A 13306-nucleotide genomic window follows, 5' to 3' on the forward strand; every position below is an offset into this window, starting at 1 on the left:
ACTAAATTGGAGGAGGAATTATACATGAAGGACTACACCAAATCCCTGCCCGACCATACCTCACGATACATTGGGGAACAGGATTTGTATCTGGAGATCTTTGAGGGAGATAAAATTCAAGGGAGAAGTAATCACAGACCCCCTCTTCTATTCGTTCACGGTGCCTACACAGGCAGCTGGATGTGGAGTAAATACATCCCTCATTTCGTTCAAGAGGGCTGGACTTGTTATGTGATGAATCTGAGAAGTCACTACAAGAGCAGGGTGCAGGACATGACCCGAGTGACCTTCGAAGATTACCTGGAGGATATTCGGGAAATCATGACTGAGTGCGGGGAGCCGCCTATCCTCATTGGATTCAGCATGGGTGGCATTCTTAGTCAAAAGCTCGCTGAAAGCTCTCCTCTGCGAGGGTTGGTCGTGATCGATTCCAGTCTGAGCCAGGAAGTTCTTCGCTCCGTGCCGTATGCTGAAGTGGATCGCGTAACGCCTGGCCTCGTCGTTCCTGCACCCGTTCATCATGAGCTGACCAGCATAGATGAATCGGCAGAGGACATCGCTTTCCAGCGCAAGTACTTGGCCATGGAATCATCGCAGGCCTTCAGCACATTCTCCGCGTTCTTCGGTGGTGAGGACGTGGTATCCATTAATGGTGAGTCCATTACATGTCCTAGTCTCGTCATCAAAGCCGTGTCCAGTGAGGAAGAGGACCAACGAGGCAGATTAACCGCAGAGCAGCTTCGCGCGGAATATGCCGGACTATGGCACACCACCCATACCGGTTTGCTCGTAGGTCAGAGGTATTTTGAAGCAGTCGAGATTATTCTGAAGTGGTTAAACCGGAATGAGATAAGTTCTGGGGTATAACAAAAGCAAAACAACCGTCCATCATTGATGGACGGTTTGCGTTTTCACTTTTTTTTCTTAAACCCATAGATCCCTGCCATGAGAATAAACCACACTGGCGTAACAAACAGCGCCACCCGCGTATCCTCTGCCAATGCCAGAACAACCAGCACAAACGCGAGGAAAGCCAAAATCAAGTAGTTGGAAAATGGATAAAGCGGCAGCTTGAAATGGCTCCTTCTAGCGATCTCCGGCTGGGTACGGCGGTATTTCAGGTGACAGATCACCATAATGCCCCAGACAAAGATAAAGCAAACGGTCGATACACTGGTGATCAGTGTGAACACGCCCTCAGGCATGACATAATTCAGAATAATGGCAATCAGAATAACCAGCGTGGAGAAAAAGAGTGCATTGGAAGGCACCTTTCGGCCATTCAGGCGGGCAAAGGATTCCGGTGCATTCCGATCTTTGGCCATGGAGAAGACCATACGGCTTGTACTGAAAATGGCACTGTTGCACGCCGAAGCTGCAGATGTCAGCACCACGAAATTCACGATCCCGGCGGCTGTCGCAATACCTACTGCTGCAAACACCTGTACAAAGGGACTTTCACTCGGCACAATCGCTTTCCACGGATAGATGCTCATAATAATCAGCAAAGCCCCCACATAGAAAAGCAGTACACGGATCGGAATTTGGTTAATGGCCTTCGGTATAACCTTCTCCGGATTCTCCGTCTCCCCTGCGGTCAGTCCGACCAGCTCCATGCCGACAAAAGCGAACACCACCATCTGGAACGATATAATGAAGCCATGTATGCCATTCGGGAACCATCCCCCATGACTCCACAGATTGGTGAAGCTTGCCGTCCCCTGATCTGTGGTAAAACCTTTAAATATCATATATAGACCGACAACAATTAGGGCCAGAATGGCAATCACTTTGATTAAAGCAAACCAAAATTCCATCTCGCCGAACAGCTTCACTGTTGCCAGATTCATGATTAACAAAATGACCAATGCAATTAAACCCGGCATCCATTGCGGTACATTCGGAAACCAGAACTGCGTATACATGCCGACAGCGGTAATGTCCGCCATAGCGATGGAAATCCAGCAGAACCAGTAGGTCCAGCCTGTAATAAACGCCGCCATATTTCCCAGGTAATCACGCACAAAATCCACAAAGGAGTGATACTGCAGGTTGCTTAACAACAGTTCTCCCAATGCACGCATGATCAAAAATAAAACCACACCTGTGATGATATACGCCAGTAGGATCGACGGTCCTGTCAGTTGAATTGTCTTGCCCGCTCCCAGAAAGAGGCCTGTCCCAATCGCACCTCCAATCGCCATAAGCTGGACATGTCTGTTCTTTAATCCCCGTGTTAATGTTTCTTGCTGCATGGTAAACCACCACTCTCTTTCTGAACATGCTCTCTAGGTTGCTGAAACTTGTATACAACACATCATATAATAATCTGACCAGAATACATATCCTTCATTTATGATTTTTTTCACGCCAAAGAGGCCACCTCTTCTAACAAGGCGCCCTCTAGTTTGGGTCATCGTTATTTTTGCTTATAGAACTCATGATACAGCTTCATTAGCGCCCGTTTCTCAATTCGCGATACATAGGAGCGTGAAATACCCAGTTCCTTGGCAATTTCGCGCTGGGTCCGTTCTTCCCCGCCAGCCTCCAGGCCGAATCGGCCAATGACGACTTCCTTCTCCCGGTCATCGAGAATGTCGAGGTTGCGATAGATTTTACTTTTTTCAATCTTAAGCTGTACCTTGTCTACGACATCATCCGCTTCGGTTCCAAGGATATCGATTAACGTAATTTCGTTGCCCTCTTTGTCCGTTCCAATGGGATCATGAAGGGAGACGTCTTTGCGTGTTTTCTTCAGGGACCGCAGGTGCATTAGTATTTCATTCTCTATACAGCGGGCCGCAAATGTGGCGAGTTTGGTTCCTTTGCCTTGCTGAAAGCTTTCGATGGCCTTGATCAAGCCGATCGTTCCGATCGAGATCAGATCTTCCAGATCTTCACCCGTATTATCGAACTTCTTGACGATATGCGCAACAAGGCGCAGATTGTGTTCAATGAGCAAGTTGCGGGAGTGGGCGTTGCCTTCAGCCATGAGGCGCAGGTGTTTGGCTTCTTCGTCCTCAGCCAGGGGCTGGGGAAACGCATTATTTTTGACATACGAGACGAGCAGCGTTAACTCTTTGATGAACAGGGCAATTGCGGTAAACAATCCGGGCACAGATGACACCTCCTGCAGTTTTACAACGATCTGGCCTGAGCACGTGAAGGAACAGGGTCGATCTATTGTATGTAGGCGGGGGCCCAGAAGTGCACGTACACTTGAAAAAGGGAACGTTTCCTTGATGATTGAATGGATATTTATGATGGTGAACGCTGCTGCTTAATGCTTGCCTGTGTCAGTCCATCCCTTGGCATGAGTACTACGTACTCACTTCAACAATGGAGCCAACCTTCTGCAGGAGCAGAAATTCTTTTTGGACACTCTCAATGAAATACGTTTTCTCTCCCAATATCACCACATCATTCTCGGCTAATGGCATATCGCTTTTGAAATAAATAAAGTTATCTGCGCCTCTGAACGCGCCTTTATAGTAGTACAAACGGTCACCTTCTCCTGGAAAAAATGATATTAATGATTATTAAGCTTCTGGATATAAGTCTAATCGGCTCTCCGCTAATGACTCAAAATCTACTTCTTAAAGAGACACTTTACAGGATGTAATATGTTCAATAAAGGAAGTTAGTTGAATTTTCGACAATAACACTAAACTTTCGACAAATTATGACGATAATATCTATGTTTCTTATGTGGGCATGTATATACATGCAGAAACGATAAATTACTCCGAAGGGGAAATCATGTCCAATGTTCTCAACGTTCAAAAAAAAGGTAAGCACTCTGCTTGTAACCGTACTGACGGTTACTTCTGCCTCTGCTGTTTACGCAGAAGCAGGTACAAATTCTCCAGGGGACAGTGCATCACTCGTTAGTACCTCCATTACGCTTCAAAGCACGCGCATCCCAGCTTCAGAAACGGATCCTGTAACCTTTGTAGCATCGATCCATCCGGATAGTTCTTCTACTGTTCGCCAGGATCCAACGGGTACAGTGACGTTGAAGGATGGGGACACCGTAATTGGCACTGCCAGTGTAGTCAATGATTCCATCCCTAGCAGAGCACTGATTTCGGTAAGAAATCTGGATGCCGGTGAACATCAGATTACAGCCGAGTATAGTGGCAACAGTACATTTGGCGGCAGCATTTCCGATCCAGTTTTACAGACGGTATCCACTACGGCGACACCTCCTTCGGAACATCCGACGGTCACGGAGGTTACTTACCTCTATCCTCCCCGGTCTGGGGAACCGTTTACGCTTGACATTAGCACCAAAACAAACCCGCAATATTACCAGGATATCGCTGGAACCGTCATCCTTATGGACGGCGACAAGGAACTAGCTGCGCTTCCGATGTTTCCTAAAGGTGTTTCCAACGGTCATGCAAGAACATCATATACAATAAACGATCTAAGTGCTGGAGATCACCACATTACTGCTAAATATTATGGTGACACCAGATTCGGTATCGCTGATAGCGTCTCAGCTATAGTACTCCAAGTGGCAGAAGGAAATGGGACAAATACGCCAGTGCCAACCCCTACACCATCAAATGGAGAAGGCACAACTCCTCCGGAGGGCAGTGAAAACCTGTTTAATACGACTGTTACAATTGAAAGCACACGCAACCCGGCCTCAGAAGGAGAGCCCATTGCGTTTATGGCGAGAGTGAGCAGAAACTATAATGATACGTACGACATGCCGACAGGTACGGTCACCTTCAAAGATGGAGATATCGTACTCGGTACTGCTGAGGTCGGAACGGACGTAACCAAACCGGATCTCGCATTTTATTCCGTAAGAAGCTTAAGTGCTGGAGATCATCAAATTACCGCGGAGTACAATGGAAACCGCACCTTTAAGGGCAGCACTTCAGCTCCGCTAACCCAAACGATAACAGCTGAAGCAGCTTCTGCAACAGAACACCCGACGGTGACGAAGGTTACCAGTTATCTGAACCCATCCAAGTATGGAAACGCGGTAACCTTTTACGTAAGAGCAGAAACAAAACCACAAATATCCCGTGATATAGCAGGATCTGTAATCCTCATGGATGGTGACACGGAATTAGCTACACTTGCCATGTGGCCGGACGGTGTTGCGAATGGTGTGGCCAAAGCCTATTTCACCACAAGTGATCTAAGTGTCGGAGATCACCCGATCACGGCTAAATATTATGGCGATGCCAGACACGGAGTAGCTGACAGTACCTCTGAGGTAATGGTGCAAGTTGTACAAGGAAGCAGTGGTACACCGGCCAATCCACCATCAGTACCAGGTGGCGACACAACTCCATCCAGTCCAACGACAGGTTCGAGTTCAGGTTCAGGTTCGACCCCAACCGCTCCTGTTACTTCTAAACCGCAAGAACCCGCTGTACCAGGAACAACAACGGAGCAGCCAAGCACGCCGGAACAATCCGAGGATTATCAGGATCCCAACGATATTTTCAGAAGCCGGGTAGTGAACGCAGATAGCAACGTAATTGCCGGTGTTCAATCCAGAATCGCTGAGATCCTCAGCAAAGGGGATGACTTCGTAACCTTACAGTTTGGTGATGTTCAACAGCATTGGGCGATACCGTCTATCGAAAAATTGACCAAGCTGGGCGTAATCAAGGGTTACCCTACTGGCGGGTTCGAGCCTGATGAACAGATTACCCGTGCAGAATTTGCAGCCATGATCAATCGTGCGTTTGTGGATATGGCATCACGTGAAGTTAACCTGAATGAAGAGGATTTCGCAGCATACCGTGATATTAACAATCGCTGGTCTACCAATGACCTCAAGAGACTTGTAGCCGTTGGCGTATTGAACGGATATGAGGACGGTTCCATCCGTCCGGATAAAACCATTTCCCGTCAGGAAATGGCTCTGATCATCACACGTGTATTGAACTCGCTTATCCTTAATATTGATACATCCAATGTACAATTTGCTGATTTGAATGGGGCATTCGGTGCAGATGCCATCCGAAAAGCAGCTGCTCTGGGAATCTTCGAAGGTAAAAATGAGCGTTCCTTTGACCCCAACGGCGGAGCAACGCGCGCAGAAGCAATTGAAACCATTTTGAAGACTTATCGTTTAAGTCCAGCCATCAAAGAGTCATTGGAAAGTTTGAAGTAAGGAATCCAGTTAAGATATCATTTCCAATATCTATTTTTAACTGCTTTATAACAAAAACCGCTAGCGAAAGATAACGTTAGCGGTTTTTTATTTCGTTAAAATATTCCCCGGCATACGAATGCCGCGCCATCCACTTACATCACATTGTCCATATGTATGATCACCGACAGTAACCAACGTACCGTCTGATTGAAGCCCTACGGTATGGGCACAACCTGCCGCTACGGCAACAATATTGCGCCAGTCACTTACATTACACTGGCCATACGTATTCAAGCCTGCAGCGGAAACCGTACCGTCCGCTTTCAGACCGATGGTATGATTACTCCCCACCGCTATCGCCACCATCCCGTGCCAGCTGCCTACATCGCATTGACCATGTTTATTACTACCCACGGCCGTTACTGTACCATCTGATTGCAGACCAGCCGAATGGAGACAACCCGCAGCGATCATTACAACATTACGCCAGCCACTGACTTCACATTGGCGATATCGGTTATTCCCTACAGCCAGCACTGTTCCGTCAGCTTTCAGGCCGAGGGTATGCCAGTCTCCTGCAGTTACTGCCACTATATCATTCCAACTACTTACCTGGCATTGACCTTCTTGATGCCGACCCACGGCGACCACCGTACCATCCGACTGCAGACCGATGGTGTGGCGCCAACCTGCCGCTATAGCTACAATATCGTGCCAGTTGGTTACCTCGCACTGGCCGTCCTTATTCCAACCCACAGCTGCCACGGTGCCATCCAATTTCAGTGCTATAGTGTGAACATTGCCTGTATTTGTAGCCATATGTACATTACCTGCTGCGACTGTAATGATATCCCGCCAGCCGCTGACTTCACATTGACCCATTTTATTATCACCAACAGCCATCACCAGACCGTCAGATGTAAGCCCAACGGTATGACGGCGTCCCGCCGCTATCGGATCTTTGGGCGACTTTCTTACCTGCAACCTCGCTTTATTCAGGGAACCATGTTCCATGCTGAAATACCTCCCTTGAAGCAAGTTTCTTGCGATAGTCCATTTCTTAACTTAACTTTCCTGAACTACTCCTTTTTTTGCCTGAAGCACATTTTGCCCAGAAGAAGTCCTGTGCCCGAGGAACAAATCAGATATCCAAAGAACAAAAAAACCAAGAAAACAGCATGAAGATCTTCAGGAATCTGAAGCACACCTTCAAACCAAGCCAAACGAAAAGGATACAGCAGCGCTACCCAGATGATCAGCAAAACTAGAATAAAATTAATGATTTTCCTCACTATAATGATCCTTTCAGGGCCTGTATGGTGTCCGTTATGTTATACCAATAATACTTCAATCAGGATGGTTTGTCTTTTTCTAGTTAAAACTGCAAAAAAGCCTCTGCTCCACATTACGCGGAGCAGAGGCTTCCTCCTTCCATCTTACTGCCTAGACTCAGCTGAGCGGTGCAGGCTCCACAACGTCCGGGATTTCCGGCATACGCTGTTTGCGTTCCATCCCCAGACTGATCACAAGCCCAAGCAAGCCCAGAGCCGCAATGACTGCAGCGTACAATGGTACGGAAATAAGTCCCGTATGCGTAATCGCAAACCCGCCAATATAAGCTCCACCTGCATTCCCCAGGTTAAACGCGGAGTGGCTTGATGTGGTCGCAAGCAGCGGTGCTTCGCGTGTCATATTCATGATCCGAATCTGCAGACCCGGCATAATCCCGAACGCCGCAACACCCCAGCAGAAGATTGTAATGACCGCCAGATATGGATTCTCCAGCGTCAACGTGAGTGCAGCCAAAAGTACGGCCAGCACGCCGAAGTTGACCATCAGGGACGGCATCAGTTTCCAGTCGGCCAGCCGGCCGCCCAGCATGTTCCCGAGCGTCACACCAACGCCGAACAGCACCAGTATCCACGTCACACTCTGCTCAGCAAAACCGCTGATATCCACTAACATGGGTGTAATATACGTAAATACCGCGAAGAGGCTTCCACAGCCCATGGCACCAATGAGCAATATTAATAGTACCTGAGGACGAACAAGATTACGGAACTGCTGTCCGAGGTTCGCCGGCTCCCCTTGCGAAATTACCGGAATGAATCGAATGATGCCAATCAATGAGATGATACCCAGGATCGTAATGGCTCCGAACGATGATCTCCATCCGAGCTGTTGGCCGATAAATGTACCGAAGGGTACCCCGATAATATTCGCAATCGTAAGTCCTGCAAGTACAACGGAGACAGCACCTGCTCTTCTCTCGGGTGCAACCAGGCGGGTTGCCATGAGTGAACCTACACCAAGAAACGTACCATGTGCAAATGCCGTCAAAATGCGTGCTGAAATCAGCAAGCCATACGTTGGTGCAATAACGGATAGTGCATTACCGATAATAAAAATGCACATCAGCAGGATCAGCAGTTTTTTCTGCGGTATCTTATGGGTAAACACGGTCAAAATGGGTGCGCCAACCGCGACACCCAGGGCATAGCCCGTAATCAACTGCCCTGCTTGAGGAATGCTCACATGCAGATCAGCAGCCACATTCGGCAGCAATCCCATAATGATAAACTCCGTCATCCCAATAGCGAATGCTCCTACCGTCAGGCATAGAAGGGATAACGGAAATGCCCCTCCTTTTCCCGATTTTGAAGCACGTCGTTCTGTCTTGTTCATATGATGTTCTCTTCTCCTGTCCATCTTCTGTCTCTTTTTTTGGTTATTCCCTGTTACGATTTCAGGATCACATTTGGGCTGCTTTTAGCCACATCGCCTCGTTCAAGGACTCGAACGTTTCCAGCATCGCAAGCTTGTTCTGCCACTGTGCCGGGATGCCGCTCCGACCATAATAAGCACCAGCAATCTGACCGTACACCGCACCGGTTGTATCTGCATCATCACCGAGATTAACGGCTAGCAGTGCACCTTCTTCAAATGTGGAAGATTTATGGAAAGCCCATAATGCGGCTTCCAACGAACGGACGACATATCCGCTTCCCTGAATTTCAGGCGGTTCCTTATCGCGGTAAGATCCACGCACGACCTCTTCAATGGCTGGGGTAAAAGAAGACTCACTCCTCCGCTGACGGCATGTCTCAGGCAGCAGCATGGTGTGTTTGTCTGCTCCGCGCAGCCCTGCAACCAGAATAGCCGCAAGCACCTCGCAAGCTTCCACGCTTTCCGCTGCTGCGTGTGTCGTGCGGGAGCTCAGCTTCGCATAATGTACAGCATCCTGCGGATGGCCCGCATACACCATAGCGACTGGTGCAAGCCGCATAATTGATCCGTTACCAGCCGTCATCGGATCGGTAGATCCGCTGTAAGGCTCTCCGGTCTTCCTGAACCTTTCCAGCGCATTTCGTGTAGCCCCGCCGATATCAAAGCATGTTCCGGTACTGCTCATGTAGCCTACTTCATACCAATTCGTGTATCTGCGCATCTGATCCGCCGGATCAAAATGTTCTTTTCTCACCAGACTTTCGGCCAGACATAGCGCCATTGACGTGTCATCCGTCCACTGTCCGGGAGCCAGGCCAAACACACCGCCCCCCACAATATCGGTTACAGGCTCAAATGTGCCTGGGCTGCTAAACTCCACTGTCGTTCCCAGTGCATCTCCTGCCGCTAGTCCAAGTAAGCATCCATTGAACCGATCCTTATCCAGCATCGCCGGTCCCTCCTCTGCGTTCTTATTTCCAACATATCTCTTCCATTCTCCCACAGGGGCTGTTCTGTCGTAAAGAATTTTAAAAAGATGCAGCATGGCTTCTTCGAATCGTACAAATGTCAACGGGCTCCCTTCTATTATAAATGTGTCGAAAAAGGGGGAACGGTTGTTATCACTCCTTATCTCAAAAAAAGTTTTATTTTTTTACAACGGAGAAAACCGTTTTTTCAGTACACCGCTTACATGCATAGGTCATAACGCTTTGCCTCGTTCGCCATTTTCTGAAAACACGTCATTTATGTGCAAATTTTCAATGTAAACAATCATGACGTGCTTGACCCCTCACTTTGTCCCATGTTACGGTTTTATTAGCTTCAACGCATCATTTTTTCCATATTTATATTTTTCAACATGCATTCGCGTCAGATAATCTGCCGCAAAAGCAAATGTAAAAAAGAAGAAGTTTGCGATTTTTTCATTTGGTTTTATCCCAAAACAAATTCTGAAACAGGAGGAACAAATTTATGATTAAGGCACTGGTTTTTGATTTCGATGGAACGATTATTGATACGGAGACAGCATGGTATATCGCTTTTCGTGATGCCTACAAGGAACACGGCGTGAACTTGACCCTGGAGATGTATTCGCAATGCATCGGTACCAGTCTGAAAACATTCAATCCCTATGAGTACCTCATCACAGATTTGAATCTTCCGATCGATCGGGAAGCGTTCAGGGAATCGGTTCAGCTTCAGCATGCAGCATTAATGAACAAGGAGCAGGTAAGACCAGGCATCCAGAATTACCTCGAAGCAGCACGCGAGGCTGGATTAAAACTGGCCGTTGCCTCAAGCTCCAAACGGGAGTGGGTCGAACAGCACCTGGAACAACTGAAACTGAAGGATTACTTCGAAGTGATTCGAACAGCCGACGATGTGGCCCATGTGAAGCCTGACCCGGAACTGTATAACCAAGCTCTGGAAGCGCTTGGAGTAACTCCAGACGAAGCCGTAGCGATTGAGGATTCACCTAACGGCGCGCGTGCAGCTGCTGCAGCTGGTATTCACTGTGTCGTAATCTCGAACACCATAACAGGAACGCTGGATTTCGATATGCCTCACCAACGGCTGTCATGCCTGACCGACCTCGAATTTAACGATTTGATTTCGAAGCCCCTCGTCACCACCGTCTAGGTCTGTACGAATTTCGCATTTCAAATTTTAAAAAGGGGGAGTTCACACATGAAAGCTGTACATTTTGGAGCGGGCAATATAGGCCGCGGTTTTATCGGTCATATGTTGTCCGCTTCCGATTATGAAGTCTGCTTTGTCGCACGTAACCCGAAGAAGATCTCCATGCTGCAAAAAAGAAAAGAGTATCCCATTACCCTCGCTAATGCGGATCAGCACACAACCATGGTCAGCAACGTCACGGCCATTCATGTCGGCGAACAGGATCGCCTGGCTGAGCGGATTGCATCGGCTGATCTCATTACGACAGCGGTCGGAGTATCTGCACTTGAGGATATTGCCGAACCTATCGCCAAAGGCATATATCTCCGCATGAAAAACAATAATCAGGCTCCTCTCCATATCATCGCTTGCGAGAATGCCATCGGAGGCAGCACCCGCCTGAAGAAACGGATATATCCGTTTCTGGATGAACAGACCCGTACCAAAGCCGACCGCTATATCTCGTTCCCCAATGCAGCAGTAGACCGGATAGTTCCGGCGCAAGACCATAAGGATCCGCTGCAGGTCACCGTAGAACCTTTTTACGAATGGGTCGTTCACCGTCCAGCGCTGCTGGATGGATTCAAGGAAATTGAAGGCGTACACTACGTCGACTCCCTTGAGCCTTACATTGAACGCAAGATGTTTACCGTGAATACAGGCCATTGTGTGGCTGCATACTTCGGATATCTCGAAGGATTCAAGACGATCAGGCAAGTCATGAGTAACGCAACCCTGCGCGCCAAGGTTAAACAGGTCATGGAGGAAACGGGAGCCATGCTTGTGAGAAAACACGGGTTTAATCCGCATAAACACAGTCAATATATCCATACCATTCTCGAACGCTTTGCCAACCCCAACCTGACAGATCAGGTTACCCGGGTCGGACGTTCACCCCTTCGCAAGCTATCGCCTTATGACCGGCTTGTTCGCCCCGCGATGCAGGCCAGCGAATTCGGAATTGAAATTCCCCATCTTACTTCCGCTATGGCAGCCGCAATGCTCTTCGATCACGAGCAGGACGAGGAAGCCATGAAGCTCCAGCACATGATTCGTGAAGAGGGCGTCTCCGCCTTCATTCGTGAACGCATGGGAATTCCCGACGAACACCTCATTCACCAGCATGTTGTCGCCCGATACGAGGAACTCAAAGGGCACAAGGGATCAACCATTTTAACCTGACACCTCAGGTAAGACGGTAGGTTATGCACAACTGAATAGAGACGGCAAAAAAGCCGGGAGGAACCCATGCCCAAGCATCGCTCCTTCCGGCTCTTTTCATGTTATTTTGTCATGTTTGCTTCATTCATAATGGAATTCAGGGATACATACGCCATCGGCAGGAATCCCTCGGATGGTTCACCCACAGGTGCATCAATGTGGAAAATGAAACCATTTCCGTCCAGTTCTTTTACAATGAAATACTGGGTCTTTTTATCGTTTTGAGCCATCATATACAGTCTTGCATCCTTCATCGGGCCTTTACTCAGCTCTTCCTTGCTCAGTTCCTTAACCTCTCCCGTTTCGCTCAGCTCTTCCTTGGCATCCATCTTCAGCGCATCCAGATTGAAGTCTGAAGGAAGCTTTTCGATCTCCACTTTGTAGTCAGGATCAATCTTCATGGTCAATTCGTCGTCCTCTGCATCAAAGGCCATCGGTTCAAACACATACAGCGAGTACCCCTCACCTTGAGCAAGTTCAGCTGCACGTTTCTCCGTCATGCCTTCCACCGTTACTTCCAGCTCTGTTGTTTTGGGACGATCCGATGTCACGTTATCGCCTGCATTGGAACCGTTCGGTTCATCCGCTTCGATCTTCGCGATTTCCTTGAGCACCAGCTGCTTCGTTGTATTGTCACCGGTCTCAATCGTTCTCTCTACATATTTGAATTGTACTGAATCTTCATCATCAATATCATCGAAGGATTTCTGCACATTCTCTTCAACCTGGAAAGCCATCGGGACCTCCTTGACACGGATCTCTACCGTGTGAGGATCTGCCCATCCCGTCAAAATGCCCTCTGCTTCGATCACCGCACTGTCATTTGGCTGCTGCTCCGGTGCTGGCGTCTGTTCCCCTGTATTATTGGTTGGTGGCTGTGCTGCAGGACTGCTGTTACCACAGGCCACAAGTGAGAATCCCATGAGTAAAACGAGTAGTGATGCACTAACATTCATTTTATTTCGCATATGAACACCTCCGTTAGCTTATACGCAATGATGCTTGTCCATGTTGCTTCAGGCTGCTTACTAGTACTTACACGGCTGAATG

11 protein-coding genes are annotated in these 13306 nt (G+C 48.3%); 4 read left to right on the plus strand and 7 right to left on the minus strand.

The features are described from left to right. Window positions 1-24 precede the first annotated feature (24 nt). Window positions 25-867, plus strand: coding sequence for an alpha/beta hydrolase (locus F4V51_RS21240; RefSeq protein WP_153979512.1), 843 nt, complete (start codon window positions 25-27; stop codon window positions 865-867). 44 nt (window positions 868-911) lie between these two features. Here the strand turns inward: F4V51_RS21240 and F4V51_RS21245 are convergent, their stop codons facing one another. The 3 genes from F4V51_RS21245 to F4V51_RS21255 all read right to left on the minus strand — a co-directional run bounded on the left by F4V51_RS21245 (window position 912) and on the right by F4V51_RS21255 (window position 3500). Beyond that, a complete protein-coding gene (locus F4V51_RS21245) occupies window positions 912-2255 on the minus strand; it encodes an amino acid permease (protein ID WP_153979513.1) in 1344 nt (447 codons plus the stop codon). A gap of 164 nt (window positions 2256-2419) precedes the next feature. Continuing rightward, a complete protein-coding gene (gene sigK / locus F4V51_RS21250; RefSeq protein ID WP_095289757.1) occupies window positions 2420-3118 on the minus strand; it encodes an RNA polymerase sporulation sigma factor SigK in 699 nt (232 codons plus the stop codon). Between the two features lie 202 nt (window positions 3119-3320). Next, entirely contained in the window at window positions 3321-3500 is a 180-nt protein-coding gene (locus F4V51_RS21255; RefSeq protein ID WP_153979514.1) for a hypothetical protein, read from the minus strand. Window positions 3501-3766: 266 nt separating this feature from the next. Between F4V51_RS21255 and F4V51_RS21260 the strand changes: the two genes are divergently transcribed. After that, window positions 3767-6145, plus strand: a complete 2379-nt coding sequence (locus F4V51_RS21260) for an Ig-like domain repeat protein (protein WP_153979515.1) — start codon at window positions 3767-3769, stop codon at window positions 6143-6145. An 87-nt stretch (window positions 6146-6232) separates the two neighbouring features. Here F4V51_RS21260 and F4V51_RS21265 read toward each other — a convergent pair whose 3' ends face one another. From F4V51_RS21265 to F4V51_RS21275, 3 genes are all read right to left on the minus strand, one after another. Then, window positions 6233-7141, minus strand: coding sequence for an RCC1 domain-containing protein (locus F4V51_RS21265; protein WP_153979516.1), 909 nt, complete (start codon window positions 7139-7141; stop codon window positions 6233-6235). Between the two features lie 435 nt (window positions 7142-7576). Beyond that, the gene (locus F4V51_RS21270) at window positions 7577-8812 is read right to left on the minus strand and encodes an MFS transporter (protein WP_153979517.1); all 1236 of its coding nucleotides are present in this window, start codon (window positions 8810-8812) and stop codon (window positions 7577-7579) included. Window positions 8813-8879: 67 nt separating this feature from the next. Next, on the minus strand, window positions 8880-9803 hold the full coding sequence (locus F4V51_RS21275) for an ADP-ribosylglycohydrolase family protein (protein ID WP_153979518.1): 924 nt from the start codon (window positions 9801-9803) through the stop codon (window positions 8880-8882). Window positions 9804-10327: 524 nt separating this feature from the next. On the opposite strand from F4V51_RS21275, the gene F4V51_RS21280 reads away from it, so the two are divergent. Next, entirely contained in the window at window positions 10328-10996 is a 669-nt protein-coding gene (locus F4V51_RS21280) for an HAD family hydrolase (protein WP_153979519.1), read from the plus strand. 48 nt (window positions 10997-11044) lie between these two features. Further along, window positions 11045-12217 carry a mannitol-1-phosphate 5-dehydrogenase gene (locus F4V51_RS21285; RefSeq protein WP_153979520.1) on the plus strand — a complete coding sequence of 391 codons (1173 nt, stop codon included), beginning with the start codon at window positions 11045-11047 and terminating at the stop codon, window positions 12215-12217. Window positions 12218-12318: 101 nt separating this feature from the next. Here the strand turns inward: F4V51_RS21285 and F4V51_RS21290 are convergent, their stop codons facing one another. Then, a complete protein-coding gene (locus F4V51_RS21290; protein WP_153979521.1) occupies window positions 12319-13224 on the minus strand; it encodes a hypothetical protein in 906 nt (301 codons plus the stop codon). Window positions 13225-13306 lie beyond the last annotated feature (82 nt).

The sequence above is a fragment of the Paenibacillus xylanilyticus genome (genome assembly GCF_009664365.1).
GTDB classification, from domain to species: Bacteria; Bacillota; Bacilli; order Paenibacillales; family Paenibacillaceae; genus Paenibacillus; species Paenibacillus xylanilyticus_A.

Excerpts from the sequence above, each read along its gene's own strand:
- F4V51_RS21290 (WP_153979521.1), bottom strand. The coding sequence starts at position 13,224 with ATGCGAAATAAAATGAATGTTAGTGCATCACTACTCGTTTTACTCATG.
- F4V51_RS21275 (WP_153979518.1), bottom strand. The coding sequence starts at position 9,803 with ATGCTGGATAAGGATCGGTTCAATGGATGCTTACTTGGACTAGCGGCA.
- F4V51_RS21285 (WP_153979520.1), top strand. The coding sequence starts at position 11,045 with ATGAAAGCTGTACATTTTGGAGCGGGCAATATAGGCCGCGGTTTTATC.
- F4V51_RS21240 (WP_153979512.1), top strand. The coding sequence starts at position 25 with ATGAAGGACTACACCAAATCCCTGCCCGACCATACCTCACGATACATT.
- F4V51_RS21245 (WP_153979513.1), bottom strand. The coding sequence starts at position 2,255 with ATGCAGCAAGAAACATTAACACGGGGATTAAAGAACAGACATGTCCAG.
- F4V51_RS21280 (WP_153979519.1), top strand. The coding sequence starts at position 10,328 with ATGATTAAGGCACTGGTTTTTGATTTCGATGGAACGATTATTGATACG.
- F4V51_RS21260 (WP_153979515.1), top strand. The coding sequence starts at position 3,767 with ATGTTCTCAACGTTCAAAAAAAAGGTAAGCACTCTGCTTGTAACCGTA.
- F4V51_RS21270 (WP_153979517.1), bottom strand. The coding sequence starts at position 8,812 with ATGAACAAGACAGAACGACGTGCTTCAAAATCGGGAAAAGGAGGGGCA.
- F4V51_RS21265 (WP_153979516.1), bottom strand. The coding sequence starts at position 7,141 with ATGGAACATGGTTCCCTGAATAAAGCGAGGTTGCAGGTAAGAAAGTCG.